The 23,267-nt window shown below is 66.1% G+C and carries 27 protein-coding genes and 1 tRNA gene; 4 read left to right on the top strand and 24 right to left on the bottom strand.

Translation table 11 applies throughout. The features are described from left to right. The 12 genes from FCK90_RS15550 to FCK90_RS08590 form a co-directional block, all read right to left on the bottom strand. The coding region (locus tag FCK90_RS15550) for a hypothetical protein (RefSeq protein ID WP_220433309.1) at nucleotides 1–791 on the bottom strand (791 nt) is incomplete at its 3' end. Between the two features lie 354 nt (nucleotides 792–1,145). Then, a complete protein-coding gene (gene ssb, locus FCK90_RS08640; RefSeq protein WP_158033905.1) occupies nucleotides 1,146–1,640 on the bottom strand; it encodes a single-stranded DNA-binding protein in 495 nt (164 codons plus the stop codon). Between the two features lie 91 nt (nucleotides 1,641–1,731). Continuing rightward, nucleotides 1,732–2,937, bottom strand: coding sequence for a hypothetical protein (locus FCK90_RS08635; RefSeq protein WP_158033904.1), 1,206 nt, complete (start codon nucleotides 2,935–2,937; stop codon nucleotides 1,732–1,734). Then, a complete protein-coding gene (locus tag FCK90_RS08630; protein ID WP_158033903.1) occupies nucleotides 2,934–3,887 on the bottom strand; it encodes a hypothetical protein in 954 nt (317 codons plus the stop codon). The genes FCK90_RS08635 and FCK90_RS08630 overlap by 4 nt, the downstream gene beginning before the upstream one ends. A gap of 13 nt (nucleotides 3,888–3,900) precedes the next feature. Further along, complete coding sequence (locus tag FCK90_RS08625) at nucleotides 3,901–4,137, bottom strand: hypothetical protein (protein WP_158033902.1); 237 nt, start codon at nucleotides 4,135–4,137, stop codon at nucleotides 3,901–3,903. Nucleotides 4,138–4,166: 29 nt separating this feature from the next. Beyond that, nucleotides 4,167–4,571: a hypothetical protein gene (locus FCK90_RS08620; protein WP_181954249.1), complete on the bottom strand. Its 405-nt coding sequence runs from the start codon at nucleotides 4,569–4,571 to the stop codon at nucleotides 4,167–4,169. 12 nt (nucleotides 4,572–4,583) lie between these two features. Further along, nucleotides 4,584–6,365 carry a type IV secretory system conjugative DNA transfer family protein gene (locus FCK90_RS08615; RefSeq protein WP_158033901.1) on the bottom strand — a complete coding sequence of 594 codons (1,782 nt, stop codon included), beginning with the start codon at nucleotides 6,363–6,365 and terminating at the stop codon, nucleotides 4,584–4,586. Nucleotides 6,366–6,378: 13 nt separating this feature from the next. Then, nucleotides 6,379–7,932, bottom strand: coding sequence for a hypothetical protein (locus tag FCK90_RS08610; RefSeq protein ID WP_158033900.1), 1,554 nt, complete (start codon nucleotides 7,930–7,932; stop codon nucleotides 6,379–6,381). 10 nt (nucleotides 7,933–7,942) lie between these two features. After that, nucleotides 7,943–9,493, bottom strand: a complete 1,551-nt coding sequence (locus FCK90_RS08605) for an SCO6880 family protein (RefSeq protein WP_158033899.1) — start codon at nucleotides 9,491–9,493, stop codon at nucleotides 7,943–7,945. 6 nt (nucleotides 9,494–9,499) lie between these two features. Beyond that, nucleotides 9,500–10,483 carry a hypothetical protein gene (locus tag FCK90_RS08600; protein WP_158033898.1) on the bottom strand — a complete coding sequence of 328 codons (984 nt, stop codon included), beginning with the start codon at nucleotides 10,481–10,483 and terminating at the stop codon, nucleotides 9,500–9,502. Nucleotides 10,484–10,519: 36 nt separating this feature from the next. After that, on the bottom strand, nucleotides 10,520–10,915 hold the full coding sequence (locus tag FCK90_RS08595; RefSeq protein WP_158033897.1) for a hypothetical protein: 396 nt from the start codon (nucleotides 10,913–10,915) through the stop codon (nucleotides 10,520–10,522). 87 nt (nucleotides 10,916–11,002) lie between these two features. Then, complete coding sequence (locus tag FCK90_RS08590; protein ID WP_158033896.1) at nucleotides 11,003–11,608, bottom strand: hypothetical protein; 606 nt, start codon at nucleotides 11,606–11,608, stop codon at nucleotides 11,003–11,005. Nucleotides 11,609–11,802: 194 nt separating this feature from the next. Between FCK90_RS08590 and FCK90_RS15370 the strand changes: the two genes are divergently transcribed. Both FCK90_RS15370 and FCK90_RS08585 read left to right on the top strand, forming a co-directional pair. Then, nucleotides 11,803–11,979: a hypothetical protein gene (locus FCK90_RS15370; protein ID WP_181954248.1), complete on the top strand. Its 177-nt coding sequence runs from the start codon at nucleotides 11,803–11,805 to the stop codon at nucleotides 11,977–11,979. A 97-nt stretch (nucleotides 11,980–12,076) separates the two neighbouring features. Next, complete coding sequence (locus FCK90_RS08585; RefSeq protein ID WP_343029892.1) at nucleotides 12,077–12,379, top strand: glutaredoxin family protein; 303 nt, start codon at nucleotides 12,077–12,079, stop codon at nucleotides 12,377–12,379. An 85-nt stretch (nucleotides 12,380–12,464) separates the two neighbouring features. On the opposite strand, the gene FCK90_RS08580 is transcribed toward FCK90_RS08585, so the two are convergent. From FCK90_RS08580 to FCK90_RS16020, 11 genes are all read right to left on the bottom strand, one after another. Next, a complete protein-coding gene (locus FCK90_RS08580; RefSeq protein ID WP_181954247.1) occupies nucleotides 12,465–12,908 on the bottom strand; it encodes a hypothetical protein in 444 nt (147 codons plus the stop codon). Nucleotides 12,909–13,231: 323 nt separating this feature from the next. Next, entirely contained in the window at nucleotides 13,232–14,452 is a 1,221-nt protein-coding gene (locus tag FCK90_RS08575) for a peptidoglycan DD-metalloendopeptidase family protein (protein WP_158033894.1), read from the bottom strand. Then, nucleotides 14,449–15,471: a hypothetical protein gene (locus FCK90_RS08570; protein WP_158033893.1), complete on the bottom strand. Its 1,023-nt coding sequence runs from the start codon at nucleotides 15,469–15,471 to the stop codon at nucleotides 14,449–14,451. The genes FCK90_RS08575 and FCK90_RS08570 overlap by 4 nt, the downstream gene beginning before the upstream one ends. Nucleotides 15,472–15,612: 141 nt before the next feature. Further along, nucleotides 15,613–16,239 (bottom strand): hypothetical protein, encoded by a 627-nt coding sequence (locus tag FCK90_RS08565; RefSeq protein ID WP_158033892.1) that lies wholly within the window; start codon nucleotides 16,237–16,239, stop codon nucleotides 15,613–15,615. Then, the gene (locus FCK90_RS08560) at nucleotides 16,236–16,718 is read right to left on the bottom strand and encodes a hypothetical protein (RefSeq protein ID WP_158033891.1); all 483 of its coding nucleotides are present in this window, start codon (nucleotides 16,716–16,718) and stop codon (nucleotides 16,236–16,238) included. The genes FCK90_RS08565 and FCK90_RS08560 overlap by 4 nt, the downstream gene beginning before the upstream one ends. A 192-nt stretch (nucleotides 16,719–16,910) precedes the next feature. Continuing rightward, complete coding sequence (locus FCK90_RS08555; RefSeq protein ID WP_158033890.1) at nucleotides 16,911–17,663, bottom strand: hypothetical protein; 753 nt, start codon at nucleotides 17,661–17,663, stop codon at nucleotides 16,911–16,913. Between the two features lie 96 nt (nucleotides 17,664–17,759). Beyond that, nucleotides 17,760–18,617, bottom strand: coding sequence for an RNA polymerase sigma factor (locus FCK90_RS08550; RefSeq protein ID WP_158033889.1), 858 nt, complete (start codon nucleotides 18,615–18,617; stop codon nucleotides 17,760–17,762). Between the two features lie 3 nt (nucleotides 18,618–18,620). After that, nucleotides 18,621–19,718, bottom strand: a complete 1,098-nt coding sequence (locus FCK90_RS08545) for a hypothetical protein (RefSeq protein WP_158033888.1) — start codon at nucleotides 19,716–19,718, stop codon at nucleotides 18,621–18,623. Then, nucleotides 19,715–20,725 carry a DUF2637 domain-containing protein gene (locus tag FCK90_RS08540; protein ID WP_158033887.1) on the bottom strand — a complete coding sequence of 337 codons (1,011 nt, stop codon included), beginning with the start codon at nucleotides 20,723–20,725 and terminating at the stop codon, nucleotides 19,715–19,717. Before FCK90_RS08540 ends, FCK90_RS08545 begins: the two co-directional genes overlap by 4 nt. Then, a complete protein-coding gene (locus FCK90_RS08535) occupies nucleotides 20,715–21,512 on the bottom strand; it encodes a hypothetical protein (RefSeq protein ID WP_158033886.1) in 798 nt (265 codons plus the stop codon). Before FCK90_RS08535 ends, FCK90_RS08540 begins: the two co-directional genes overlap by 11 nt. An 80-nt stretch (nucleotides 21,513–21,592) precedes the next feature. Next, the gene (locus FCK90_RS16020) at nucleotides 21,593–21,820 is read right to left on the bottom strand and encodes a helix-turn-helix domain-containing protein (protein WP_425481694.1); all 228 of its coding nucleotides are present in this window, start codon (nucleotides 21,818–21,820) and stop codon (nucleotides 21,593–21,595) included. Between the two features lie 100 nt (nucleotides 21,821–21,920). Between FCK90_RS16020 and FCK90_RS16015 the strand changes: the two genes are divergently transcribed. After that, nucleotides 21,921–22,250 carry a helix-turn-helix transcriptional regulator gene (locus FCK90_RS16015; RefSeq protein ID WP_158033918.1) on the top strand — a complete coding sequence of 110 codons (330 nt, stop codon included), beginning with the start codon at nucleotides 21,921–21,923 and terminating at the stop codon, nucleotides 22,248–22,250. Here the strand turns inward: FCK90_RS16015 and FCK90_RS08520 are convergent. Beyond that, nucleotides 22,212–22,284 (bottom strand) — tRNA-Lys (locus tag FCK90_RS08520). The genes FCK90_RS16015 and FCK90_RS08520 overlap by 39 nt on opposite strands. A 159-nt stretch (nucleotides 22,285–22,443) precedes the next feature. Between FCK90_RS08520 and FCK90_RS08515 the strand changes: the two genes are divergently transcribed. Beyond that, a complete protein-coding gene (locus FCK90_RS08515) occupies nucleotides 22,444–23,253 on the top strand; it encodes an ABC transporter permease (RefSeq protein ID WP_158033884.1) in 810 nt (269 codons plus the stop codon). The last annotated feature ends 14 nt before the right edge of the window (nucleotides 23,254–23,267 follow it).

Raw genomic sequence — 23,267 nt, 5'->3', positions numbered from 1 at the left:
TACACGGACCCCCCTTCGGTGATCGTCGCTCCACCCAGGTCCACGGAACCCTTGCCCGTTACTTTTATATTCGTTAAGTCAACGGGATGGAAGATTTGGACACCACTCAGATCTAACTGGTTCTCACTCCATGAAGGGTTTGCGTTTTCGCGGAGGTGGTTTGCGATGATTTTGTACCCAGTGGTGCGAACCGAGACCTCGTTATGCAGCTCCTGCTTAGGGACATCAGGGGAAGGCGTATGTCCTTCTTCTGCGGATCTCGCCGGGGTCTCGTCCTGTGGGTGTTGCAGTAGGCCGTCGAGGGGTTGACGGAGGTACCCAGTGATCGTGTTGATGCAAACCTGAACCTCGTCGTGTCGACCTGCGCTGTGCCAGTCATCAGCCAGGGCCCCAAGTGCATATAGGGCAGCGGTGCGCTTGATGGGACGCTCGGAGTCGGATAGAAGCTCCACTGCCGTTACGTAGCGCTCTCGCAGTTCCCGGTCTCGCTCCGCGTCAAGACGTCGTTGGTCGCGTTTGTTGGCTTCCAGTTCCTCGTGGTGCCGGGACAGGCTAAGTCCGACACCCACGATCGCTATCGCACCACCGATGGACAGAGTGATGACCTGCGCCAATCTCAGGTGAAGATCAACCTCCTCGGGTGAGCTTCCTTCTGGAACCCAGGCACCTGTAAGCAAAGATGGTCCCCAAAACAGGGCAGCAAAACCGGCCGCGAGCACGATAAGTATCCCCGGGACAAGGGCCGCCCATCGCCCACGCCCCTGTCGTCGCGGCCGATGCTCCTTACTCATGTTTGATGTCCTTCGATCTGAGGTACCACCGTGCACATTCACCGGTTGTGGCCGTAGCTCGTCTCCCTGCACAGCACGGACAAGGAGGGGCATGTTGACTTACCCACGGACCAGAAAGCATAGGACGTGGATAAACCGCGGACTCGTGATGTTCAGTTCATGACATAAGAAAGCCACGCCGAGTCCGCGTTCAACCCCTGCGTGGAGGTACCCCGCGGTCGCTCCCTTGGGGAATCCCCCTGGAACCACCCGCCCCGGGGCATCATCAGAGGTGATCCAAATGGATCACCTGCCCCTGGCATGAGTGTGGGCCACCGGCTGATAACCGGTGGCCCACGTTCGTGTGCTGGGTCCTCAGCGGGACAGGCCGCCGGAGCCGGGGGCCGCAGCGGTCCAGCCCGCGTACTCATCGGCGCCGGCGCCCTGGGCCTGGGTGCTCGGGCTCTGCTGACCCTGGACGGCCCCGGCGGTGCGGTTGGCGTTCTGTCCATCGGCCTGGGGCTCGGCGGTGTGCCAGCGCAGCGAGGGGGCGACGTCATCGGCGAAGACCCGGTGATTGATTCCGGCCTCCCCGTTGTTGCGCACGAACGGCGAGGAGGACAGGGTGCCCTCGACCTTGACCCGGTCGCCCTTGCGTAGCGAGGACTCGACGTTGCGGCCCAGGCGTTCGTTGCTGACCCCGACGCTGTAGTAGTTGGTCTCACCATCGACCCACTGCTCACCCTCGCGGACCCGGGTGTTCTCGGCCAGGTCGAACACGGTCATGTCCTTGCCGGCGTTGGTGGTGATCGTCTTGGGGTCATCCACCAGGTTCCCGGTGACGTGGAAATCTCGGACGTTAACAGCCATAGCAGTCTCCTCATCTCATGCGCACCCCGAGGGTCGGGGCCCGTCACCGATGTATCGGTGACGGGCCCCGGGGCCGTAGGTGAGCTGTTTCTCAGCGCGAGGCCGACGCGCCGGCCATCCGCGAGGAGGCCACGACCTCAGCCGTATCCGGCGCCCCCACCGGCTCAGCACGCTTGGTGCTGCCGGTGGCGCGCGGTGCACCACCGCCGAAGGCCTCCGCGGCCGACTGCCCAGGCCCCTGCTGCGGGCCCGGCGACCAGGCGCCAGGCCCTGTCACGGTGTGCTCGGCGCCAGTAGCACCAACAGGGCCCGTAGCGGTCTTGGCGGTGGCCTGTTGCGGGGCGCGTGCGTCGAAGGCTGTGGCGCCTGCCTTCATCGCGTCCCCGGCGTCGCTGATCAGCTGCCGGGCCCTCTCCGAAGTCGTGCCCAGCAGCCGACCGGCCCCGATGGAGCTGATCTGCTGACCTTCCTGGTCCCTGACGTGCACGGTCCCATCAACGCGGTGCAGCTGCACGTTGACCCCGGTGTCCTTGGACCCGGTCGGCGAAAGCACCACGGAGGCGTCCTGCCGGGAGATCTCCGGGCGCTGGATCCTGACCCCGTCGTGATCGGCACCAGGCCGTTCCCACGAATCGGTCATGGCCACCACACCAGCCATCCACGCCCGGTCGCGCATCGCCGCCGGCTGCTGCGTCTCCTTGACCTGCTCAGGCTGCTGGGACTGCTGGGCTGGTTCTTTCACGGCCCGGATCCGCTCGGTGTCGGTGCCGGCTTCCTTGCCCTGGGCGGTGATCTCCAGGCGGGGATCCTGCTCACCGACCAGGCGCGCGTTCAGATCCGGGCGGTGTGCCTGGATCCTTGCCTGAGCCTCTTCCACACTGATCGGGCGCACCTGCTCGGGCGTGCCCTGCTCTTTGCCCTGGGTGACCTCGAAGAACTGGCCCTGGATCTCCACCAGCTCCCCGGCCGGCTTCTCCCGCTGCGCATCCGGCGCCGGCGCCGCCTCCTGCGCCGGGGCCGGCGTGGGGTTCAAGCCGCGATCGCTGCCCCCGGAGGCATCCTCCAGGCTGATCCTCTTGGCCTGGGAGGTGTCCAGCCAGCCCAGTTCGTTGCCGTCGGCATCGCGCAGCTGTGCTCGTTTCTCCCACTCCTGGCGGGTCCGCGGGGCGTGGTTGGAGACGTACTTCGCGAGGCGCGCAGCGTCCCGGCGGGCGCGGTCGGCAACGACCCCGGCCAGCTCCAGCGCAGCGAACAGGGCCTCGATATCGGCGTCGATGTTAGCGATGTCTTCACTCAAGACTGCTCATCCTCATCCTGGTGACCGTTGGTGCTCTTTCCCGGGGAGCGGTCGACCTCTGAGGTGATGACCTTCTCCCACGTTGTACCCCCATCGGTGGAGAACTCCCACCACGTAGCCGTGACCCCGCCACCGGCCCCGACGATGGCCGTGGCCGTGAGCAGGACGTCGCCGGCGGTATCCGTTCCCCGGCGCACCGCCGCAGTCACCGTTGAGGGCATCGACGGCGACGTCGACGCGACGTCGACCGGTTCCGAGGACAGCACTTGCTCGTCGACGTCGACCGCGCACATCCGCCACCTGGCAGCCGGCTGCGTGGAGGACACGGAGACGGGCTGGGTGTCGCGGATCTCTGCCAGGTGCCCGGCCCAATCGGCCTCGTCGATCGGCAGTACCGCCGCGCCGACACCGGGCCGGTAGGACCGGGTGGGAACGTGGGCGTTCTTGGCCACGCAGGCCTTGGCTTTGCCGGCCAGCCGGTCGCGCATCATCCCGAGGTGGAAATGCCAAGCCGTCATCGGCGTCATCGTCGGCGTGGTGGCCTCCCACGCCTGCGCCTCGGCGTTGGCCGCAGCCCATAGTTCCTCGACGATCTCCGGGTGCCTGTACCAGCAAGCAGGGATCTCATCGACAGGGATCCGGTGGGTCTCCACCAGCCAGTCGACCCAGCCACGCAACCAGGTCCAGACCTCGCCCATGGACTCCTCGGGCAGATCCCGCCACCGGGTGCCCAGCCACTGCGGGACGTCCGCAAGTTCCTCGGTGACGTCGCTGACTGCGGAGTCCTCATAGGCGGCCGGGCCGGTCTGCTGGTCGACGTCGGCCGGCGGTGCCAGCGTCTCCCACATCGACCCGACACTCGAGGGTGGATCCTGACGATCGCCTTCCCCCGGGCTGGATCCATCCACGGTGTGGGCTGCGGTGTTATCGGTGTCGATGTGCTGGCTCATCCCTACTCCTGATCTACTCCTGGTCTTTGATCTTCCAGCCCGGAAACAGGGCCTTCATCACTGAGTTGGTGATCGCGTCCAGGGCCTGGTCTTCTGTCATCGCGTCGCGGCGCATTTTCGTCGTGACGATCCTGTGGTGATCCGGGCACAGCCAGATCTTCTTGCCGTGCCACCTGCCCTCGACCAGCTCCGCGCCTGGTTCCCCCTCCTTGACGCAGATAAAGCACTTGACGTCGTCGTAGGTATTCATCCCCCGCGCGTTCCCCCGTGTATTCGTCATCATCGTCGTCCCCTTCGGCGTGGTCCTGGTGTGCTCTGACGCTGTCGGCGCTTGCGCAGCCCCACGACGATCATCGCTGTTGCGCGTCGTCGATCCCGCCCCCAGAAGTCCCGTCGACGTCGGTCCAGTTCCTCGTGCAGCTGCTCGTGATGGGTCCGGCACAACGGCATCAGGTCCTCGTCGGCCTCCCCAGACACCCACGCCCCGGTGGGTGTCTGGGAGACCCCGTCGTAGTTCATGTGGTGTAGATCCAGCCGCTGCGTGGTGCCGCAGACCTGGCACACCGCTTCCCGGCCGCTGTCCTTGACCGCGGTGAACCAGGCACGCCGCCGGCGGAACCACGCCCCTGAGCGCAGATACCCGCGATAGGCGGTGTTGCCGCTTCTGGCCAGTGAGAACCCCATGCCTGGCCGCGCTCACGCGTTCACCGAATCGGTGCCGGCGGTCAGGGCCTCAGCCAGCCGGTGATCGAATCGCTTGATCGCGGCCTTGATCTCATCGGCGTCTTTACGATCGACCCACTTCGACATGGTGAGTACGATCGGCCGCGCCGACCGGAGCAGCAGCAGCCCCGTCCCGGTGGGCAGCCGGCGCAGCTCGGCCACGGTGATCACTGCCTCCTTGTGGGCCTGCTCCCCGGTCGAGGTGCCGGTGTTGGACCAGGTCTTGGACCGTTCTTTCACCACGCGTTCGCCCATCAGGTTCTCCAGGCGCTTGAGTTCCTGGTCGTTGCCGGAGCCCCCGAGCTGGATCGTGATCGTGGCGGAGTCCAGGATCTGCTGGGCTTCCTGCTCGCCCCAGGCCACTCGCGCGTTGGAGGGTGACTGGAGGATCACCATCGTGGAGATCCCCACGCCTCCGCCGTCGGACATGATCGTGGGAAGTTCTTTCCACGGGGCGAGGTTGGCGATCTCGTCCAGGATCAGCGACAACGGCGGATCCAGCCGGTTGCCGGGCATAGAGACCGCCATTTCCCTGGCCTGGGCGCTGATCGCGTCCATCAGCGCGATCAGCATCGGCGCGGCCGCCCCGCCGCCGGTCTTCGTGCCCACCAGGAACAGGCTGCCCTTGTTCTCCAGGAAGGTCTTCGGGTCCAGGCCCTCACCGGGTGCCGGGTTGAGCACGTCAGCGACCTCGGGCAGCATCAGCGACGACGTTGCGGAGGAGACCCCCATCCACTTCGAGGGCAGCATCCGCGGATCCGAGTTCAGTTCCGTGTCCAGGGCGGATCCCCACCCCGGGGTGGCCCGCGGGGAGCCCTGCAAGATCCCCACCGCTTCCTCGGCCAGGCCCGGGGAGGCGCCCCACCGGCCTAGCGTGGGGGTGTCCACCCCGCCGATCGCTGCCGCGTGCAGCAGGTACTGGAGGATCGTGGTGGCCACACCGGCCCATTCCTGGTTCGAGGAGGACTGGCCCATCGACGACGCCCCCACGATTGCCTGCGCCCGCCGGGAGGCCACCAGAGGGTCCTCACAGCCCTGTGAGGGCGACCACTTCAGCGTCGAGGGTAGTTTCGTCAGCCCCTGCGGGTCGAACAGGGCGCACGGGCCGATCTTCTGCCGCGCCTCCCACACTGCCCGCACGTTGTCCCCGCGAGTCGAGGTCGTCACCACCGCTCCCGGGGCATCCAGTAGGGCGTTGATCGCGATGAAGAAGCCTTTACCCGATCGTGGTGGGCCCAGCACCACCACGGAGTCCTCGGCCGTGATCCACACGTCCGCGCCCTGGGAGGTCCCCACCCGTAGGCCGACGTCGGTCGGCTTGGGGTCCTCCAAGGTGGGGCGCACCGCGGACGCCTTCTGCATCAGCGCCGGCTCACCGGCCTTCTGACGGACCTCACGGGACTTCGCTACCCCGTGCCGGCTGCACAGCTGCCTCAGTAGCCTCGCGTCGGATTCAGCCCACCGCGACCACAGCACCCAGGCGAACACCGTGGCCACGATCACCACCAGCAGCACCAGGCCTACGAGCACGCCCATGCCCACTACCGAGGGGGTGCATCCTGACTCGGTCGCCAGCGCGTCCCCGCCCTGGCGGAAGAAGTTGATGACCGCCATCGGGCCCATCTGTTCTGGCCACTGCCCGCACTGCACCCGTGCCACCAGCGCACCGGTTCCGACGATGCCGGCCCACACCAGGGCGACCAGCCCGAAGGCGATGCCGATGATCCAGCCCCACGTGTCGTCGTTGTTCTGCATGACGGTCTCCTCCTCAGGCCGCAGCCATGGCGTGGTCGGTGTCGAACAGCTCGCCTTCGAGCTTGGAGCGGATGGTTTTCACCATCCGGCCCTCCTGCTCCCCGATCTTCCACAGGGCTTGACCCTTCGGGGCCCGGGAGATCTCCTCCTGCTCCGAGGCCGTCAGCCGCAGCATCTCCCCGGTGGCTGCCAGCTGATCGGACTTCTGCCGGTGGACCACCCGAATATCGGTGTCTGCCAGCAGCGACATCGCCAGCTCACGGGCACGTGAGCCCTCATCGCCGGCGCGGAACAGATCTTTGAGCTTGTGCAGGATCAAGATGTTGAACAGCCCGTAGTCACGCGCCAGCTTCCACTGCCGCACCATCCGCTCCAGGGCCGGCTCATCGTCCATGTTTTCCCAGCCCTCCTCATAGACAGCGATCCGCTGCCCGGAGTCCCGGTTGGTGAACACGGACTCGGCCCACGAGGACACGCAGTGACTGGCAATCTTGCGGGCCTCCACCGACAGCTCACCCAGAGGGCGGGTGTTGAAAACGATCATCGGCAGGTCCTCGTTCATCGCTACCGTCGAAGGCCCATCGAACAGCCCCGCCAGGTCCCCGTCGACGAGCTGACGCAGCTGGTTCGCCACGCTGCGCCCAGCACCCTGGGTGACCTCGGCGTCTTCCTCCGAGGGGTTGTAGAGGTGATGGATTACATCCGGGATCGTCGGGGAGATCACCGCGGCCTGCGCGATCGGGGTCTGCGGGGTCATCGAGGCCAGGTCCTCGCCCTTGGCCGCAGCAGCAGCGGCGATCGCCTGGGTCAGCGCCAGGTTCTCGTCCCCACTCATCCTCTGCTTGGACAGCACCTGCACGATGGTCTTCATCACCGACGCCCGGCGAGAGCGCACCATCCGCACCCACTCGTGATCATCCAGTGCGTCACCGGACTGGTTCGTCGCCGGGCGCTTGCCGGGATCCAGCGGGTTGATGACCTTGCCCGGGACCCCGATCGTGATCTCCGGGTCAACACCATCGGGCGCCAGGCCCTTGGCCACGATCACCCATTCGGCCTTCGGGTCCGACATGATCACCGCGCGACGCCCGGCCTGGACCATGCGCTTGACCCACGCCTTGGTGGTGGTGGACTTGCCGGTGCCCACGGTGCCGATCAGCACGCAGGACATGCCGGTGATCAGCCCGCGGTTGTAGCACTCCCACGGATCCACGCACCACATGCCCCCGCCCTCGGTCACCATCCCGATGAAGCCCCTCACCGTGCCCAGCCCCGACTGGGAGACCCAGGGGAAGGCCCCGGCCAGGGTGAAGGTCGAGGCCTCACGGACCTCCGGGCGCGAGATCAACCCCGAGGCCCGAAGGTTCCTGGCCCGGGCCTCACCGCCAGCTGCGAACGTCCGTCGGGCCAGGCCCTTGACGTTGTTCTGCCCGCTGTCTCGGTTCCACTGCTTGCGCAGCCGGGCGGCTTCCTTCTGGGCCTCCCGGCGTGCGCTGCGGCGCTCCGGGCGGGACAGGCCCGGGGCCTCCCAGGTGATCATGTGCATCTCGGCTTTGTGCTTACCCATGCCCTGTTCCTCACTTCGCCTTGATCAGTCCACGGCCCAGCGGGACCGCAGAAGAGAGGAACCCCGGCCACTGCTGCCCGTACAGGGTCCGCAGCTCGCACCCTGCCCGGGTAGCGCCGGAGATCATCCGTTTGGTGTTCGTTTCCAGCTCGTCCTCACTGGACCCGGAGACCACGACCAGGCCCATGAACCGGGCCATCCCGTGCCCGGCCAGCAGCTCCTGGCCGGTACGGTCCAGGTCGGTGTTGACTGCGGCGTCGGTGAGCTTGGCGGACTGGCCCATCTGCTGGCGGATCACCGCGGCCGAGTGCTGGTCATTCAGTCGGTCCTGCACCTTTTTCATGCCCGCGTTCACGCCCTGGGGTCGGATGATCTGGGTGACCACGTGCGGGAAGTCCCCGGAGTTGAGGTGGCGCATGAACCCGGGCTTTTCCGGGCGGGTGGGCCACTGCGAGATCTCCAGCACCCGGTGCCAGGCGCCATCCACGCGCAGCCGGTCCCATTCCACATCCACGCCCATCGGGCCGGCCGTGGCCGCGGTGACCACGGTGCGGCCCTCAGTGATCGCCACCGCCTCATCGGGGATGAAAGCCCGGCGCGTGATCGCAGACAGGGCGTCAGCATCCAGCCACGCCATCACATCGACGTTCGCCTCGTGCAGCAGGTCCTCGTACTCCTGCTGGGCCCGACGCATGACCGACAGCAGCCCTGGGATCCCGCCGCCATTGGACTTCACCTGTTCGCGTACGGCCGGCTGGGAGATCGTGATCGCCGCCAGGTCGTCGTGCTGGACCTGCGACCGGTCACCGGTGAGCAGCCCCAGGTAGTCGTTGTGCAGCAGCGGTGAGAGGTCAGGACCGGCAGCCATGCCGTTTGACCTTGCCTCCTGGACCTGCCGCTCGTAGGCTGCCCGGATCTCAGCGGCACTGGCCGTGGTGATGGTGTCCGAGGCCTGCACCGCGATCACGCCAGGCTCCGCATAGAGGCTGTCGAGCATCGCGGACCAGTTGATGATCACATCGGCCTGGTCCTCCGGCTCCGCCATCCGGAACCCATGGGGAGAGACCCGGGCGATCACCGTGGCGGTCTTGGTCACCGGATCCCAGACCAGGGCCGACCCACCATCCAGGGTGTACAGGCGCAGCTCCGCGGCTTCACCCGGCAGCCGCAGCCGCACTGGTGCCGGCACGCCGGCTGCGATCGCGGCCTCCTCGGCCTCCTCATCGGCGGCCAGTTCCCGCTGGGACGGCGCCTGAGCCACGAAGTTGTCCTGGCTCTTGCCCCGCTGCCGGATCGAGCGGTAGCGCTGTTTGATCCACCACGGCAGCGGCCTCCCGGAGACGTTGACGATGGTGCCTGCCACCGCGATCAGCAGTAGCACCATCACCAGCACACTGAACCAGGACCAGGAGGTGGCAGAGGAAATGAAGATCACTCCCATGAACGCCATCAGCAGCCCGCCGGCGCCGATCACCTGCCACATGTCCAGCCACAGCACCGCTTTGCTGCCCCCACCACGGGGGAACTGCACCGGTGCCAACTCGCTTCTATGCTCAGCCATCACCCATCACCTCCTGATCAGTCGGGTCACCGACTGCATGACTCGTCCGCCGACACGACCGCCGGCTCCTGTGGCCCCTGCCATGGACCGTTCCGCTCCACCGGCGGCCGCTACGGCGGTGAACCCGAAGATCCCCATCGTGGCCAGTGGCATCACGGCGGCGATCACCACGCACACCAGCGCGGCCACGAACTGCTGAGTGGTCGCTGCGTACCGGAAAACGCTGATGCCCATCACCAACGTGCCGGCCGCCAACGGCTTGGCGATCAGCAGCCCGAAGATGATCGCCAGCCAGCGGAAGAACCACGCTTTGGTGGCATCCAGCGACAGGCCGAACACGGCCACTGCTGCGAAGGCCGTCAGCAGCACCAGCAGCATCGTGCGCAGCGAGAGCATGAACGACAGGAACATCGACGCCAGCCAGATCACCCCGGCCAGCACCGCCGGCACGATCAGCTCGAACCCGCCGGCGTTGTCCCCCACACCCCGCCAGATGTTGTATTCGCTGTTGGCCTGCTGGAACTCACCCTGATCGTTGAGCTCGAAGCCGAACAGCTGCATGAACCCGGACATGTTCTGGGTCTCGCCGTTGACCTCCAGGATGAAGTTCGTCACCCCGTCGAAGGCTGCGGCCGCTGACATGATCAGCGTCACCAGAATCATCGTGACCGGGATCCCGAAGAACCCCGCTGCGGCACCGCGCAGGATCTTGTCCGATCGGGACTGGAACACCCCTGTCACTACCTGGGCTGCGACCAGCGCAACCAGGATCGGAGCCATGACCACGATGATCACCCACAGCATTCCTGGGTCATCGCCAGCCCCGACGACCCCGGCCCACCACTCGGGTGAGAGATTCGAGGCCTCGAACGCATCGCGCAGGAACGTCCAAGAGTCCTCCGCGAACCGCTCGACCGTGGCCTGGAACCCGTCACGGGAACCCTCGGAGAGCCAGTCTCCGATGTTCTGACCTGTCATCACCGTGGCCATGACTCCACCTCCGTATCCTCTGTGATCAGCCCGGGCTCAGAACGCGCCGAGCATGCTGATCAGACCAGCGGCAGGTGCCGCTTCCGGCGGAGCGGCATTGCCGAGCGCGATCGAGGTTCCGAAGAAGACGATGGCGCTGGCCCCAGCAACCACGGCGGAGCCGATGATGCCGAAAAGCACCACCATGAACCCCTTCGACTGATTGCCCGGGGTGTTCGTGATCTTTCCCGTGCCGATCAGCACACCGCCCACGGCGATGATCGCCACCAGGAAGATCAGGCCCAAGGCCATCGCCCACCCAGCCGCGGTACGCAGCGCCGGCAGGAACGGTGCATCGGACTGGACCGTCACACCCGGGTCGAAAGACTGAGCGAACACGCTCACGTTGGCCGCCGTCTGTCCGAAAAGCTCTGTCGTCAATAGCTCCAGCATTTCTCTCCCTCTTTCCTCAGGTATTGCTTCAGATATTTCGTAGGTTTCAGTTCGTGGATGAATACGTTTGGTTTCGGTGAAGATCGGTTAGCTGAAGGCCACCTCCTCGGGCTCACCGGTCGAGCACTCACCAGCCGGGGAGACCGTCTCGTCCACCTGCCGGAGGTTCAGAATGTTGTTCTGCCGCCCGTTGACGTGGACCATCCGGCAGGAATCGACGGTGCCGTCATCGCAGCCCGAGGTCGGGTCCGGCCAGTAATCGACGGTGACCTCGTTGAAGTCCCGCACGTCGTGCTCGTACTCGCTGGAGACCAGCGCCGCCCATTCGGAAGCGACGTCGTCGGTGAAGCCGTTGCCGGCATCGACGAAAATGGCTTCCCGCGGTTGTGAGCACTCCCCACGGCCTGACTCGGCCTCAACGGCTTCCACCTCAACCTTGTCCACGGCGTAGAGCGTGCTTCCGCCGGCGACCAGCGAGCCGACTGAACCGATCACCGCCGCACCGAAGCCGACACGTACCGTGACCATCAACGCGCCACCCACGAGCTCGGATTGGTGGGCCTTCTTCCCGGCGTAGACGCCGATCACGCCCACGACCACCCCGAGCACCAGCAGAATCAGGCTGGCGACGAGGATCGTGCCCGACAGCCCAGCCAGCCCGGGAACGGCTTCACCGGAGTTGGTTGTCCACATGGCCCCTCCTACGGGCCGGCCCGGAACCATTCATCGGTCCCGTGACGCACCAGCCCTTCCAAGCAGCCATCGCCTCACCGCTCTGCCGTGTGTTGCTGCCCCTCCCCTTGGGGCGCGTCACACTCGACCGGTGGTTCTTGCGATGTCTGACCAGCACCGCATCCTGGTAACAGGAGCAAACGAAGGAGCACACCATGACCGCCGCCGGTCTTCTCTTCACCGTCAGCCTCGCCGGCCTGGCGTTCCTCCTCCTGGGCTTCCAGCTGCTGGTCAACGCCGTGCGTTTCCTGCTGTGGATGATCTCCACCAAGGCCGGCTGGATCTTCGCCGGGATCCTCGTTCTCGTCGCCCTGTACCTGCGCTACCGCTGAGCTGTGCCCGTGCTGCCGCACAGTCCGCCGGCGGGTCACCGATGACCTCCCACCAGAGACCCCACCCCCGGGGTTCTCGAGAATGGAGGAGGTCATCATGATCACCGTCTACGGCAAACCCGACTGCATCCAGTGCGATCGCACGGTCAAGGCACTCGACCGAGCCGGCGTGGACTACCAACCCCGCGACGTCACCCAGGACCCCGAGGCCTACCGGCACGTCACCGAGACCCTGGGCTACCGGCAGGTCCCCGTCGTCGTCCACCAGACCGACACCGGCACCGAGCACTGGTCGGGGTATCAGCCGGCGCGGATCAAGCAGCTCACCACCGCCGGCCACCGGCCCGATGCGGCCACGATCACCGCGGCCACCACGGCCAGCACCATGACCGTCCGGTGAGCACCACAACAACCCAAGGGGCGGGACACCACCAGGTGTCCCGCCCCTTAACTTCTGTCCTGCCCCTCACTGCTGTTCTGCTGCGTCACGAGGATTCGCTAGGTGCCGCCTCCTGGTCCTCACAGTGGTAGGCGGTCACGGTCTCCTGCCCGTCGACCTCCTCCACCGCAGCGGTACAAGCCCGGGTGCCGCCCTCGGGGACCACCTCCCCTTCGGCAGCGTGCCAAGCCCAGGTCACCTCCACGGAGATCCATTCCATGCCCTCGCGGGTTTCGCCGTGCTCCATCGTGGGCACCACCTCCGTGTCCGCTGAGGACCAGGCGCCGGCGGCTTGTGCTTGCCGCCACCACATCGGCGCCCAGGACCCCGAACCCCCCGTGCTCCACTCCAGTGCCTCCTGGGTCACCAGTTCCTGGACCCGGGTCGAGGCATCCGAAGGTGTGGTGTCCTGGGTGGTGTCCCACACCGCCAGGGCGCGCATCGCCTCGATCGCCACCACCTCCTTCGACGACCGATCCACCGTCGACATATCCAGGAAGCCCGGGAACTCTCTCCCGTCTCCCTCGAGCGCCGGAGAGGGCGAGGGAGCCACCACACCGTTGCCGGCGACATCACCAGGGCCCGGTGACAGCTCCGTCGACCACCCCGGGGCAGGTGATCCATTTGGATCACCTGCCGTCGACGACGGGGTACTGGCCGGCCCCGCCGTCTCAGCGCCCGGCAGGGTCTCAGGGGTCGATGACGCCGAGACCGTCGGTGCCGGTGCCGGCTGATCCCCACCGCCGCCGCAACCGGTCAGCGCCATCACCGCGGCCGCCATCGTTACCGCTGCTCGTGCTCCATTCCTGCGCATCACAGCGCCCCTTTCTCTTTCATGATCGGTTCCGGGTTCACGTTGTAGAGTTCGCCGCTTCCGTCGCGTTCCCACGGCTTGGTGCAGGCCGGGGTGCCTGGCTTCATCACCTCGAAGTGCAGGTGCGTGCCGAACGACAGCCCCACGTTGCCCTCGATGCCGATCGGATCCCCGCGGGAGACCTCGTCGCCAACCTGGACGTTGTTCTGGTGCAGGTGGATGAAGTTCAGCAGCATCTCCGAATCAGTGCCGTTATCGACCTTCATCTGCACCATGCCGTCGAACTCCGCACCCGGTGCGCACACGATCTCCCCATCCGTCGGTGCCACGACCGTGCCCCCAGGGTCGGTGCCAGCCCCTGTGGACATATCCACCCCGAGATGGAAGTTCGCGTGACAGCCCGAGGCGATGTCGTAATTTCCAGCCCCACACCCAGGCATCAAGTTCCGCGCCCCGTAACCGGAGGTGAACTGGCCTCCAGGCAGCGGGTTGGCCCACTCCCCTTCGCCCAGTTCCACATCGGAGACATCAGCAGCGGAGGCCACCTGGGTGCACTCCACAGCGAAGTCCTCTTGCGCCCCGTCGAAGATGCGCTCCACATAGTTCTGCGTCTCCTGATACGGCGGCAGCTCACCGTTAGACAGCCCAGGCGCGCCCTCACCGGCGTTGTAAGCCCCCACCGCCAGGCGGGCGGCATCCGGGCCGTCCTCGGTCTCCCAGCCCTCCGCCAGGGACAGCAGGTGCTGCATGTACCGCCCGTAGGCGGCCATCGCGTCCTCCGGGTCGCGGGGGTCCCCGCCCTCGCCGTACTGGGTCCAGGTCGCCGGCATGAACTGCGCCGGCCCCTGCGCCCCCACCGGGGAGGTGGCCGAGGTGGAGAACCCGGACTCGGCATTGATCTGCGCGGCCACGATCTCCTCCGGCAGCCCCGAGGCCTCCGCAGCGTCAGCCACCGGGCCCACGAACGCTTCCGGGACCTCCACACCGCTTCCGCCGCCCTCCGCGGCGTTCGCCCGGCACGTTCCGCCGGCGTTCGTGTTAGCCGCCGCGACCTGGGTGTCGTGCTCGTCCTTGGCCGAGGCCGCCCCCACGCCCATCAGCAGCATCAGCATTGACAGCAGCACCACCAGGATCAGCGTCAGGACGCCCATCAAGAAGGCGGGGATCCCCACCAGCTTGAGCATCAGCCCCACGCCCAGGCGCTGCGCGGTGCGTTTCACAGCGCCGGCTCCCACGCCTCATCGGACAGACCGGTGAACCCGGAGGGTTCCTCCGACCAATCCGTGACCACGCACCGATCCACGCCCTCGAACGGCGGGCAAACCACCACCGCCTCCAGCAAAGCCCCCGAGGGCGTGTCCAGGCGCTGATCCCCGGCCGTGATCTCACGCTCCAGGCGCACCCCGACCTGAACCAGGTGGGTTCCCGGCACCTCCTGCGGCCCATAGGCGAAGTCCGGTGCCACCCCGCGGCCCGCCTCCAGGGCGGCGTCCATTTCTGCCCAGGACACCACCGCGTTCGACGAGGCCTCCTGGTCCCCGGCCTCACCCCAATCGGTCTGCTGGCCCTCCTGCGAGGAGGCCAGGAAACTGTCCCTGGCCTCATACCACTGCGCCGGCTCCGTGTCCCTGGTGTCCACGGTGCGGATCGAGCGCAGGAACCTCGCCCCGGTCACCAGCGGGTCCTGCTCGTCCTCGACCCGGGAGACCACCAGGTCCTCGTCCTCGTTGATCCGATCCAGTGCCGCCTCATCCGCGGTCTGCCCCACCGGCTCCTCGGCCTCGACCTCCCCGCTCTCACCCTCAGCGGGCCCGCTGCCGTTCTCCGTGGATTCGGCTCCGGGCAGCTGCTCAGCGGTCCCCGAGGCCGAGGGCTCACCGCTGTGGCTGCCGGCCGGCGCCGGCGTCGACGGACCCGAGTCCTGCCGCACCACAGCCCACCCCGCCACGGCCACGGCGATCACCACGACCAGCGCTGCGGCCGCCACCACCAGCCGCATGCCAGGTGAGGCGTTCATCCGCTCCACCCACCGCCCACCGGCAGCACGCAAACGCTGCTCTCCCGGCGCCGTCCAGGTCGCCTGCGGCGGGTGGAAGAACGCCCACATCCCTCGTCGAGCACGCCCGATCAATCCCAGCCGCCGGCGGCCCCCGGTGCCCTCCTGGTCCTCGTTGACAGCCTCGTTCTCGGCCTCCGCCGGCTCCCGCGCCGGGTCCTGTCCAGTCTCTTCATCGCGCATCGCTGATCACCACCTCAATGCGCCATCACCACAACCCCCGCCCCACGTGTGTCTGACCACGCATCTCCGGACATGAGAAGAGCGGGTGCCCGGGACTCTCGTCCTGGGCACCCGCTCTGTCGTCGACGGCGCAGTGTCGTTCTAGCTGCCGGCCTCCAGCTCCTCGGCAGACCAGAACCGCTGATTACCCCCGAGGATCATTTCGACTTCGCCCTCGATGAGCGGCCAGCGCGTCACCTCACGCGCGTGGTTGCGCAGATCGGTCTCCATCGACCACAGCAAGCTGCCCAGCCACCCCGAGTCCTCGTCGACCGGGTAGCCGTTGATCTCGTCCAAGCCGTCGCGGTGTGCCTCGACGGACACCGCCGCGTGCATGATCTCGGAGGCAGCCCGCACCGGAGCCCGCCAGATCCTCGGCCGGCGTGCCCCGTACTCAGCCTCCCGCAGGAACTCTGGAAACCGGACACCCCCTAGACACGATGAACCCGTCTTCAAGACCGCTGATATGACCTCGTCGTGTGCGGCATCCACCGCGGTGCGCGTGCGCTCCAGCAGCGCCGCGGTGCCATTCGGACTGCGCCTATCCGTCGAGGGCACCGGTAACGCCCCCAGCGCTTCGGCTTCCTCTCGTAGCCCATACCGCGAGGCAATGGAGCCCGCCACGTCGGAGACCATCCAGTGCACCAGGCCCTTGCCGTTGAAGGTCAGCTGGGTCATCTCCCGCGGCAGCCGGCCGGCCGGTGGCGTCGTCTCGGCGGGGGCGCTCACAGCGGGTTCTCGCATCCATTGACCGCATCCTCATCATCCAGGGCGGTGCTCACCAGCTCCTCCAAGTCCTGCGACTCGGCATCAGCCTGGTCCATCCACCACCCCGCACGGGTGATCGCCCGGGCATGCTTCATGATCCTGTCCTCGAACTCGTCCTCGCTCATCACCGGATCCTCACCACGGCACAGATCCTCATGCGCGTGCTTGATCAACGAGTCCCGGAACAGCGGCGCCCACAACAGCTGCTGCTCTGATCCGTCCAGTTCCGGCAGGCCCATCTTCTTCGCATCCGCAGCGGCCGCTTCCCGCCGGGAGCCCAGCTCCTCCTTTTGCTTGGACTTCTTCCAGCACTCCAAGCACTCACCCTTAGCCAGCCAGGACGCGAAACCCTTCCGCTTCCCCGCCGGCCGATCGGACAGATCCCGTGTCTCCCGATGCCCACACGAGAACTTCACATCGAACTCCGTCTGAACAGCCATCACTACCCCTCCTCAACAAGCGATCACCTACGACCATCCATCGAAGAACCCTGCTGAGATGTATGCGCTTGTTGGACGATTTCTTGACGGCCATAGGAGCGGGGCGCAATAACTGCGAGTGACCACAGTTCCACCTAGGGCAAACTTAATAAATTCGAGGTAATTATTGGACTATTCAAGTATTGCTAACAATCAATTTGCACCCTGCGTCTTTCTTTGCAAACGACGCAAAATGGCTCTTTCACTGCATGTCCGCGAGCATTTCCAGCGAGAATCTGATCCAAGCACATTATGCAACCCAGTTAACACCAAGACCAGCCCAGAAGAAGCGGCTACCAATAAGTTCTTTTCGAGACCCTCTGGTAGTGCATCCACAATCTCTCTAGTAGCACTTCTTTTGGGCCGCTTGTGAGGCTCGGTAGGGTGTAACAATTTGTTATTCAGGTAGGCATCAATAACATCGAATAGCGAGACCCGGAATACCTCAAGGTCTCCTGATTTCGCCTTTCCGTCATCCCAACGGATCAGATCCCCATCGGACTCAATCTGCATCCCCACAGCCTTGCCCTCGTGGACAAAGAATGGAAACTTCGGCTTGCATATATCCTCCCAGCTCCTACGAAGTGCCGCTATAGACCCCACATCCTCATCTACACCTAGGGCTTCAGCCGACTGGATGACCTTAGTAAAGTTCACCTCCTCCGAATCCATAATAAACATTCTCACCGCTGGCAGAACGTAGTCTAACTCAATGTCCTTCATTTTAGGTGGACTACCCATCACTTGTTTAGTGTTATAAAATATTTTCACTTCCCACTTTGAATATAAATCTGATCTGCCGAGTGGGCGGATCGAAGTCTCCCAGTAATTTTTCTCCATAATATTGTGCGCGCTTCTCATGAAGAGTTTAATTCGACTATCGTCATCATATCTTTTAGATACCACCCCTGCCGCCCTCCTTTTCGGTATGTCAAAAGTACACAATACCGTTACAGAAGAAGTCCTACTAAAAGACGTGCAACTATGACCCCAGCTGCTTTTTCAGAACCGTCCGTGTTCCCCGATGGTTCGTGCCACCGACAGCAGCCAGAGGGTGTCCGCCAGGCGCTGCCTCGCGGTCGAGGTCGACCAACCGGTGCGGGCGGCGACGTCTTCGGGGCTGACGCGGGTGAATCCGCCGGCGCGCACGGCTTCCACGGCCACGATCCGGGTCCAGGCCCCGACCTCGTCGGGCAGGCAGCTCAGCAGGCTCTGCACGGTGATCGGGGCCCCGTTCTGGTGCAGCTGGAGGGCGCGGTGGACCACGATCGCCATCCGGATCGTTTCCCGCCGTGCCTCGCGCACCACCGGCTCGGCCAGGCCCAGTAGCCGGGCGGCCCGGGAGACTTCCCCGTCGCACTCCACCAGCACCACCAAGGCGCGGGAGACCGTGGAGTCGTTACGCAGCACCAGCTGCACCTGACCCATCACCGCCCTCACCGTGGTCCAGGCCTCGTCCTGATCCAGCACCCGGTCCTCGAACGAGGCCTGGGCGACATCGATCACCGGGGTGTCCTCATCGGCTCCGCCCTGTCCGGCGATCACCACCGAGGACGCACCTCCACGGCGCTGCCGGCGGATGTGGTCGATCGCCCGCCGCTTCCCGATCGAGGTCACCCAGGACACCAGCGGGCCTTTCGCCGGGTCCCATCGGTCGGCTGAGAGCACGGCCGAGAGGATCGCTTCCTGCACGACGTCGTCGACGTCACCGGCCATCCCGGAGGAGACCATCACCGAACGGATCACCGGGGTCACCGCGCCCATGGTGGCCAGCACGGCCTCCCAGGCCTGCGGGGACTTCGCGGCCAGTCGCTGCTGGGCCTGGGCCCGGGGGTTCTCGATCGTCATCTGATTGCTCATGGTTCAGCCCTCCTCAGGGCGTTGCGCCAGGCGATCTGCCCGGCAGCCTGCGCATTCGTGCTCGTGAAGGTGTTCGGTGTGATGGATCGGGCAGCTCACCCGCCTCACCGGCAGCACCCGTGGTGCGTGCCCGGATGCCGGTTGCGCTCCCTCGGCGGGGGCGGCGACTGCCGGCGGGCCGGTCAGTGAGCTGGTGGTCTTCTCGGAGGCGTCCAGCAGGACCTCGGGCTCTGCCCGGATGGAGCCGGTGACGTAGGCCTGGGGGCGGGCCACCCGGGTCCGGGTGCGGTCCAGGATCAGGTCCACAGCCCCGGCCCAGGCATCCACCGGCCATTGCCCGGCGACCGGGGCGCACTCGGTGCGCAGTCGGGAGAGATTCACCCCGCGGTGGATCCTCGGCGGCCGCTTTGCCTCGTCCACGGATCCCAGCGGCTTGTCCTCGGTCGTCGTCTCGTCGTCGTCCACAGGCGGCTGAGCGCCGACGGATGATGATGATGGATAAAAGACGCGCGCGTGCGTAGTAGGTAAGTGTCCGCGGGGGCCACTACCGGCAGAATCTGCCGGTAGGTTTGGCGAGATCTGCCGGTAGTCCCTACCTACCGGCAGAATCTGCCGGTGGTTCCCACTAGGGGAAACGGAGTTATCCACAGGTTTGCTATCGACAACCGGCAGATTCTGCCGGTGGTTCTGACTAGGGGTTTTATCCTCGGTGGATTCCGTGGTGATGTCGGGTCCGTGATCTTCCCCGGCGGGTAGGGCGTCGTTGGAGAGCTGCTGGTTCAGTTGCCGGCGGATCTCGCTGATGCCCTTCCAGGCCTGTTTGGTCGCTTCCCGCTCCAGGTGCAGCACCACGCCATCGACTCCTCGGGTGCCGTCCCTGCGGGAGGTGCGTACCCGGGTCATCAGCTCCCCCGCTTCCAGGGCCCGCAGCGCGTCCCGCACCACTCGTTCGGACAGCTCGGTCTTCCACGCCAGATATGACTGTGAAAGCTGGGCCTCCCCGAAGTCGTTGGAACTATCGGCGATTGCCATCAGCACGAACTTGTGTGAAGACTTGTCGACCTGTTGCTGCCACGCCCAAGCGATGGCCTTGATGCTCACGCTGCGTCGTCCCCTTCGAATAGCTCTGGCCGCGCGTGGCGCAGCTCCTTGATCCGGTTGCGCCCTGTCCTCTCGGAAACCTCCAGGAAGTCCCCGGCAGTCCGCCCGGTGATTGGCCGGTCATGCCGGCGCTGCTCGATCACCCACTCCACGAACTCATCCGCACACTGCCCCTCGGCCTGATCGGACTCGGCGGCCTTCACCGGCACAGGGCTTGGCTCCACGGGCTGCTCGGGTGCCGGCGCGGGTTCGATGGCGGCAGGCTGCTGCCGGGCCGGCTCAACAGCTGCCGGAGTGGGTGCCGACTCCACGGCCTTCGCCTCATTCGCCGCGACGGCGGGCAGTTCTGCCTCAGTGCCGGCGGGCTCCTGATCCGTTGGCTCATCCGCAGAGTCAGCTCTTGGCGCCGGCTCCTTGTCGACGTCGGGGCTGCCGTCGGTGGCCGGCTGCCGGTCCTGAGGGCGGAGCACGACCAGGCGGGCCATCTGCTCGGTCGCGGCGAACACCCCGATTGGTGCCAGGGCCGCGATCAGCGCGCCGGTAGCGGTCTGCCACCACTGCTCCTGCGGCAACGAAACGGCGTGAGCTGAGTTCGCGGCCACGGACATCAGCGTGAACACCGCCAGCGACGTCCACGACGGCCAGGTCGCCTCCCCGCGGGCACGGTGCACCAGCACCGATAGCGCGTAGGTCAGGATCGCCCCGTCAATGAACACCGGCACTGCCCACTGGATCCCGCCACCCAGCCCAGCCCAGGCCGCCACGTCGTACAGCGCCCGGAAACTGACGATGAAGCTGGTCAGACCCAACATCACGACCAGGCCCACCACACCCCACTGCACCCACCGGGTATCCGGGTCAATGCGCGAGGGCTGACCATTCCCAGCAGCCGGTGATGGTGCTACCGTCTTGTCCACCAGCGGTGATCTATCAACATTTATCTGCTGAGATGCGCGTTCGGCCGCCACCGGGCGCGCATCGCCATTTGCTCGGTGCTCAGCTGCCATCGCCGGTCACCTCCAGATCCCCGATCACACCGTCCAGGGACGTGACCACCGTCGAGAGCACCCGACGCAGCGCCTCCTGCGACTCCTCGTCCAGGTCCTCCACGCCGAAGTCCACGATCACGCCGCCGGCGGCAAGCACCGTCCTGGCAGCGGTCATCGTCAACTGCGCCGGCCCCGGATCCTGCGGGTCCTCCACCAGCCGAGGCTGGTCCTTGCGATGCTTCAACAGCTCCACGCATCGCGACTCCGCCTCCAGCAGCGCCCGGCGCGGACCCTCCCACCACGAGGCCACAGGATCCAGCTCACCCTCCTCAGGGGCGGACTCAGGCTCCGGCGCCTCGGTGTCCTGCACTACCTCACCAGTCAGGACTTGAGGCTTGGCCTCTCCGCGCAGACTGGCCGGGTCCACGGCATGGATCCCCAACTCATCCAGGCTGGCCTCACCGAACTCGCCGGCATCATCGTCAGCCGGAGCCCCGCGCTTGGGCTGGGTGTACTGCTTACCGTCCAGGCCATACACGTTCGAGCCGTCCTCGACAGGTGATCCATTTGGATCACCTGGTCCCGCAGCTCGCTGCACGGTCCCGTAGCCCAGATCCGTTGCCTGGGAGATCGCTCGAACGCTCATCCCGGCCTCACGCATCGAGCGCACGACCTCCTCGCGCTGCTCACGCGGGGGCCGCAGCTGAAGGCCACGGAAATTCGCATCAATCCAGGCATCCCAGGACGAGAACCCCAGCGCCTGCCACGCACGACCCTCCCAGGCCCGCACGATCAACTCATGCACATCCGTGAGCCCCTGACTGATCCTCTGCGTCAGATCCTCAGCCTGAGACCGCGACAACGCCCCTTGATCCAGTGCCGCGTTCATACCTTCACCCCCTCGCCATCGAAGGTCATCAAGTCCCGCAGCGAGCACCCCAGAGCCTCAGCAATCGCCTCCAGCTCACAGAACCGGAACTCTCGGTCTCCTCGAAGGCGAGCCGACAACGCGGTGGGTGCAAGGTGAATCGCCAGCGCAAGATCGCGCTGAGACATCTCCCGCCGGACCAATCGTTCACGGATGTTCAGAGTCAGCTGCTTATGTCTCCTCATGGCACCATGATTGCCATTTTGGTAATCATGGTCAAGAACTGAGTTCTCATTGGGAGAATTTGACACCTCACAGGAGACTCTGGTGCTCAATCCGCGTAGGATGGGCGGTATGGACACCAACGACTATCGGACGGCTCTCATCAGCGGGGAGGTCCGAGCGTGGCTCGCCCGGCGCCAGAAGACACAGGCTGAGCTTGCTGATCACCTAGGGATTGCTCGGAGTGCCATAACTCGACGGATGAAGGGCGATCGGCTGTTCTCCCTACCTGAGCTGATGGACGTAGCCGACTGGCTAGAGATCTCCCTGCAGGACCTCTTAGGGCCCGAGATCCTGGGGACGCGAAAAAGCCCCCGCAGTGACTTGGTCACCACGGGGGCTAGAGAAGATGAGTGGGCCCTGAGGGGCTCGAACCCTCGACCCATGGATTAAAAGTCCACTGCTCTACCAACTGAGCTAAAGGCCCCCAGCCGTCCGATGACTATGGAAGAGTCCGGACGACGGCCACCATCGTAGCCCAGCGCCCCGGGCAGGACGAACCGCCCGGGCGACACCTGCCGTCAACCGCGGCGACCCGCCGCACCGGGCACGCGGGAGCACCGCGAGCAGGCGTAGCGTCGTCGTCGTGACCCCTGTGCTCGCAGCCGCCACCGCCCAAGCCGGCGATTCCGCCACCCTGATCGGCGGGCGCACGCTGCCGGAGTTCGCGTGGTTCGTCGTGGGGTTGCTGATCCTGACGGCCGCGGCGGCGATCATCCAGTACCGCCACGGCATGCGCCTGGGCGCCCAGATGTTCACCGGGGTCCTGCGGGCGGCCCTCCAGCTGGCCATCATCGCGGTTCTGCTCCGCGGCATCCTCAGCGTCCCGTGGACCGTGGTCTTCTTCGTGGCCCTGATGCTGACCACGGCCTCCCTGACCTCCATGGGCCGCCTGAAGGGCATGCCGTTCGCCAAGCCCGCCGTGCTCCTGGGTGTCGTCGCGGGCGGGAGTATCAGCGTGGCCGGGGTCTTCGCCCTGCACCTGGTCGACTGGACCACGCAGAACCTGATCGCCATCGCCGGGATCCTGATCGGCAACGCCATGACCGCCGCCACGCTGTCCGGGCGCGCGTTCCGGGAATCGGCCGTCACCCAGCGCGCCGAGGTCGAGGCGTGGTTCTCCCTGGGCGCCACCCCGCAGGCCGCCTACCGGGAGATCGCGCAGAGGGCGGCCCGCAACGCCGTCATCCCCGCCATCGATCAGACCCGCGCGACCGGCATGGTGACCCTGCCCGGGGCGTTCGTGGGCGCGCTCTTCGGCGGGGCCTCGCCTGCGGAGGCCGCGATGTTCCAGCTCGTGGTGCTCGTGGGCATCCTCCTGGTCCAGGCGATCTGCACGACGACGGTCACCACCGTCCTGGCCCGTAACCCCCGGCTGATCATGGATTCCGAATAACCCCGGCCTGGCAG

Origin of the sequence: Kocuria coralli (assembly GCF_008831305.1) — a bacterium.
In the GTDB taxonomy this organism is placed as follows: Bacteria; Actinomycetota; Actinomycetes; order Actinomycetales; family Micrococcaceae; genus Kocuria; species Kocuria coralli.
The sequence above is the reverse complement of the archived record's forward strand: the minus strand, read 5'-3'. Positions and strand labels throughout refer to the sequence as shown.

Excerpts from the sequence above, each read along its gene's own strand:
- FCK90_RS16020 (WP_425481694.1), bottom strand. The coding sequence starts at position 21,820 with ATGAGGAGACATAAGCAGCTGACTCTGAACATCCGTGAACGATTGGTC.
- FCK90_RS08615 (WP_158033901.1), bottom strand. The coding sequence starts at position 6,365 with ATGCAGAACAACGACGACACGTGGGGCTGGATCATCGGCATCGCCTTC.
- FCK90_RS08590 (WP_158033896.1), bottom strand. The coding sequence starts at position 11,608 with ATGTGGACAACCAACTCCGGTGAAGCCGTTCCCGGGCTGGCTGGGCTG.
- FCK90_RS08550 (WP_158033889.1), bottom strand. The coding sequence starts at position 18,617 with ATGAGCAATCAGATGACGATCGAGAACCCCCGGGCCCAGGCCCAGCAG.
- FCK90_RS08570 (WP_158033893.1), bottom strand. The coding sequence starts at position 15,471 with ATGCGCGATGAAGAGACTGGACAGGACCCGGCGCGGGAGCCGGCGGAG.
- FCK90_RS08610 (WP_158033900.1), bottom strand. The coding sequence starts at position 7,932 with ATGGGTAAGCACAAAGCCGAGATGCACATGATCACCTGGGAGGCCCCG.
- FCK90_RS08560 (WP_158033891.1), bottom strand. The coding sequence starts at position 16,718 with ATGGCTGTTCAGACGGAGTTCGATGTGAAGTTCTCGTGTGGGCATCGG.
- FCK90_RS08620 (WP_181954249.1), bottom strand. The coding sequence starts at position 4,571 with ATGGGGTTCTCACTGGCCAGAAGCGGCAACACCGCCTATCGCGGGTAT.
- FCK90_RS08585 (WP_343029892.1), top strand. The coding sequence starts at position 12,077 with ATGATCACCGTCTACGGCAAACCCGACTGCATCCAGTGCGATCGCACG.
- FCK90_RS08630 (WP_158033903.1), bottom strand. The coding sequence starts at position 3,887 with ATGAGCCAGCACATCGACACCGATAACACCGCAGCCCACACCGTGGAT.
- FCK90_RS08600 (WP_158033898.1), bottom strand. The coding sequence starts at position 10,483 with ATGGCCACGGTGATGACAGGTCAGAACATCGGAGACTGGCTCTCCGAG.
- FCK90_RS08605 (WP_158033899.1), bottom strand. The coding sequence starts at position 9,493 with ATGGCTGAGCATAGAAGCGAGTTGGCACCGGTGCAGTTCCCCCGTGGT.
- FCK90_RS08580 (WP_181954247.1), bottom strand. The coding sequence starts at position 12,908 with ATGTCGACGGTGGATCGGTCGTCGAAGGAGGTGGTGGCGATCGAGGCG.
- FCK90_RS15370 (WP_181954248.1), top strand. The coding sequence starts at position 11,803 with ATGACCGCCGCCGGTCTTCTCTTCACCGTCAGCCTCGCCGGCCTGGCG.
- ssb (WP_158033905.1), bottom strand. The coding sequence starts at position 1,640 with ATGGCTGTTAACGTCCGAGATTTCCACGTCACCGGGAACCTGGTGGAT.
- FCK90_RS08625 (WP_158033902.1), bottom strand. The coding sequence starts at position 4,137 with ATGAATACCTACGACGACGTCAAGTGCTTTATCTGCGTCAAGGAGGGG.
- FCK90_RS16015 (WP_158033918.1), top strand. The coding sequence starts at position 21,921 with ATGGGCGGTATGGACACCAACGACTATCGGACGGCTCTCATCAGCGGG.
- FCK90_RS08595 (WP_158033897.1), bottom strand. The coding sequence starts at position 10,915 with ATGCTGGAGCTATTGACGACAGAGCTTTTCGGACAGACGGCGGCCAAC.
- FCK90_RS08540 (WP_158033887.1), bottom strand. The coding sequence starts at position 20,725 with ATGGCAGCTGAGCACCGAGCAAATGGCGATGCGCGCCCGGTGGCGGCC.